Origin of the sequence: Candidatus Borrarchaeum sp., from assembly GCF_019058535.1 — an archaeon.
Taxonomy (GTDB): domain Archaea; phylum Asgardarchaeota; class Sifarchaeia; order Borrarchaeales; family Borrarchaeaceae; genus Borrarchaeum; species Borrarchaeum weybense.
Map to the genome: position 1 here is coordinate 1 of NZ_JAHPYX010000191.1, position 3,360 is coordinate 3,360.

The 3,360-nt window shown below is 35.8% G+C and carries 3 protein-coding genes; 2 read left to right on the forward strand and 1 reads right to left on the reverse strand.

Annotated features, from left to right (window positions below; genetic code table 11):
• Window positions 1–538: GDP-mannose 4,6-dehydratase (locus tag QVB70_RS11575; protein WP_287586332.1), on the forward strand; the 538-nt coding region annotated here is incomplete at its 5' end.
• A 142-nt stretch (window positions 539–680) separates the two neighbouring features.
• Here QVB70_RS11575 and QVB70_RS11580 read toward each other — a convergent pair.
• Window positions 681–1,634, reverse strand: coding sequence for a class I SAM-dependent methyltransferase (locus tag QVB70_RS11580; RefSeq protein WP_287586335.1), 954 nt, complete (start codon window positions 1,632–1,634; stop codon window positions 681–683).
• Window positions 1,635–1,889: 255 nt separating this feature from the next.
• Here QVB70_RS11580 and QVB70_RS11585 point away from each other — a divergent pair, with 255 nt between their 5' ends.
• Window positions 1,890–3,122 carry a glycosyltransferase family 4 protein gene (locus QVB70_RS11585; RefSeq protein ID WP_287586336.1) on the forward strand — a complete coding sequence of 411 codons (1,233 nt, stop codon included), beginning with the start codon at window positions 1,890–1,892 and terminating at the stop codon, window positions 3,120–3,122.
• The last annotated feature ends 238 nt before the right edge of the window (window positions 3,123–3,360 follow it).

Consider the following 3,360-nt stretch of genomic DNA (forward strand, 5'->3'; position numbering starts at 1 on the left):
CTATCAGGTAACCAAATTGCTCGGGGAATTGTATACAAACTATTTCTACAATCTATACGATCTACCCATCGTTAATGCGAGGTTCTTCAATGTCTATGGCCCAGGAGAAGTGCCGGGAAAGTACAGAAATGTCATTCCAAACTTCTTTTATTGGGCTATGAACGGACTTGAATTACCGATAACAGGCGATGGAGCTGAAACAAGAGATTGGACCTACGTAGAAGACATAGTAAATGGTCTATTAGAGATGGGTATAAAAGATGAGGCGATCGGAGAAGCTCTTAACCTTGGTTCTGGAAAAGAACACCGAGTTATAGATCTTGCCAACCTAGTGAATAGACTTACGAGTAATGATGCAGGGATTAAATACATAGAAAGAAGAAATTGGGATGTCAAGCACAGACTCCTATCCTCTATTGAAAAAGCAAAGAGGCTTTTAAATTACAAACCGGAGATAGAATTCAAAGATGGTTTGAAAAAAGTCCACGAGTGGTTTATTGAAAATTGGGAGAATATAAAGAAGACTGCAGAGTTTTGAATAAAAGAGAATTCTTGGATATATTCTTCAAAAGGAAAAGGATTGGGTATAGACGTGGCAGGGAATTTCTAATCGTGTTTCCTATCATTCCAGAGAGTTTTTAATCTTAACTTACTTGTCAACTTCGCTTAATAATGCTACTTTAGAGAACCTTCTGTAACCAGAGAGATGCCGGAAAATGTTTCTTTGAGTCATAAATGCTGAATACTGAACTTAATGCCTCTGGTGCTTTATAGTGTAAATAACTGGAACATAATAATATCCTGAATGCAAAATTATGTACAAGAAATGCTTGAGCCAATGCTGCTTCTGTCCAAAACTGGTGCCTCCTAAATATGAAGTAATCTGGATTGGGTGTTGGATACGGAAAGGGAATATCGTGTATATGAATGACCACACCTTTATTCAGGTTAGGAAGCACTTCTAAAAACAAATAGTTTACATCACTGTTTATTTTGACAATATGACTAGAATCGATGAACAAGATGTCTCCCTTTCCTAAAATTTTAAAGAAATCCACATCAAAGTGCTGCACTAACTTGGGTACTATTTCAATTTTACAATCGCCCTCAATTTTTTTAAGTGACAGCTGCGGATATGGCTCTATACAAATCATCCTTGAATCTAACTCTTTCTCTCGTTTATTTAGAGATAACGCATTTACTGCGAAGAATGTTGAAATTCCAGAGCCCACCTCTATAATAATACGGGAATTGAAGTAACGAATCATAGCATGTAAAATATGTGACTCTACTTCGCCATAGCCTGCTCCAAAACCTTGCGCGGCCACTTTCTCATAATGAGGTAAATCATTACATTCAAGCCCGTATCCACGTAGACTATCAAGAAGTTTTATCTGTTCGTCTATATTAAAATCAACACCAGTAAAACTCCATTCCCTATACCATTCATTTAGATTTTTGCGAAGTTCGCGTGTGTCAGGAACAGGACTTGAGTAATGAACTGGCAATACATGGATACCAAATCTTTCAAAAAATGTAAATCCTTTCCCGAAAAGGAACTCGCTGAGGATTAGCTTAGCTGCTTCTCTAAATCCCACTGATCGCAATGCTCTTAGTTTTTTCTTGACCTGCATTTATCATCACCTTTGTGGCAGATTCCAGATAACATTCCAGATTCTACATTACTAAGTGCAGTCGTTTTGCACACGCCTACAATCATTAAAATAAGTCACTCCTTACATGCAAGTTAAAAAACTTAAGTATTAAAGAGTTGTTTAGTTGGCATCTAACATTTTTTACATGACAGGTCTTGGAATTCGACAAAGCAATTCTAAATTAAGTTAAATATATGCACTCTTGGTAATTTATAGGTGGATTCTTTGAAGATAATGTTACTAGTGATGTATTTTCCTCCAGAGATAGGAAGCGCTTCTCATTTATTTTACGAATTTGCCAGAGGATTGACGGACAGAGGGCATGAAGTAACAGTAGTGACAACCTTTCCTAGAGAATATAACCTTGCTAAGGAAGATCCACATCTGCCTTTAAAATACAGACGAGGAGTTTTTCTAAAAGAAAAGCTAGATGGTATTAATGTAATAAGATTGCGAAGTCCAGCCCCCAAATATTCCCCGACTTTGCGAGGAATAGAACATTTCTTAGTTCCATTTCTAATTTTTTTCGGCGGGTTATTTTCTAAACCTGATATAATTATAGTGTATACTCCTCCTTTGCCAATCGTATTTGCGGGCTGGCTTTTAAGTAAAATAAGACGAATACCTTTAATTATCACTATCCAGGATCTCTACCCGCAGGCTGTAATTGACTTAGGATTTTTAAAAAATCCAATATTAATCAAAATATTCAAAATACTTGAGAAGCTGATTTACGTTCTGTCAGATAAGGTGATAGTATATTCAGAAAGTAACAAAAGGTATATTGCAACAAAAACTCATGAAAGCAAAATTGCAATAATTCCAAATTGGCATGATAGAACTATTCGAGTCTCAGAAAAACATAATGAATTTCGAAAGGAATTAAATATCGAGGATAAATTTGTTATAGCTTACGCTGGGATAATGTCTTACTCACAGGATCTTGAAACTATCGTAAAAGTTGCAGCAATACTTAATGACGAGAAAAATATAGTCTTTGTGTTAGTTGGAGATGGTCCACAGAAAAAAACAATTGAGAGAAAAGTAAACTCTTTGAAATTGTATAATGTGATCATGTTGCCATTTCAGCCTAGGCGAGCATATTCAAGGTTGTTAGCAGCAGCAGATATTTGCTTAGTTACGTTAGATAAAAATAAGGTAACTTATCCAGCGGTTCCAAGGAAATTAAACGATATAATGGCTGCGGGAAGAGTTGTTGTTGCTAATGTCCCTCTAAATGGGGATGTACCAAAAATAATCCAAAAAGCTCAGTGTGGGTTTTGTGTGGTACCTAAAAATCCAGAAAAGTTTGCACAGACTATTTTAGAGTTATATCATAGACCAGATTTAGTGAATAAGTTAAGTAAAAATGCAGCCGAATTTGCAAGAAATAACTTTACCATAGAAGTGTGCTGTTTGAAATACGAAAAACTTTTTACGCATTTGAATAATAAGACTTCCCCTTAGTTCTTTGGATGAGCATTCAGAACATTAGGATGTCGTAATTTCATATTAGTAAAGGTATAAAACTCAATGTCAGTAGTGGGGTCTATGAAAGTTATTAAGTTTGTACAAAGTGTCAATAAGAAGCAGATTCTAGCATTCCTTTTCACATTCGCGCTAGTATTAAGAATCATTACGATTCTTGTTATGGGGCAACAACAAAACCTATATGAAAATGGAGAGATCGCCCTCCATCTTATTC

What these genes read in the sequence shown, in the direction of transcription:
- QVB70_RS11580 (WP_287586335.1), bottom strand. Translation starts at nt 1,634, where the DNA reads ATGCAGGTCAAGAAAAAACTAAGAGCATTGCGATCAGTGGGATTTAGA.
- QVB70_RS11585 (WP_287586336.1), top strand. Translation starts at nt 1,890, where the DNA reads ATGTTACTAGTGATGTATTTTCCTCCAGAGATAGGAAGCGCTTCTCAT.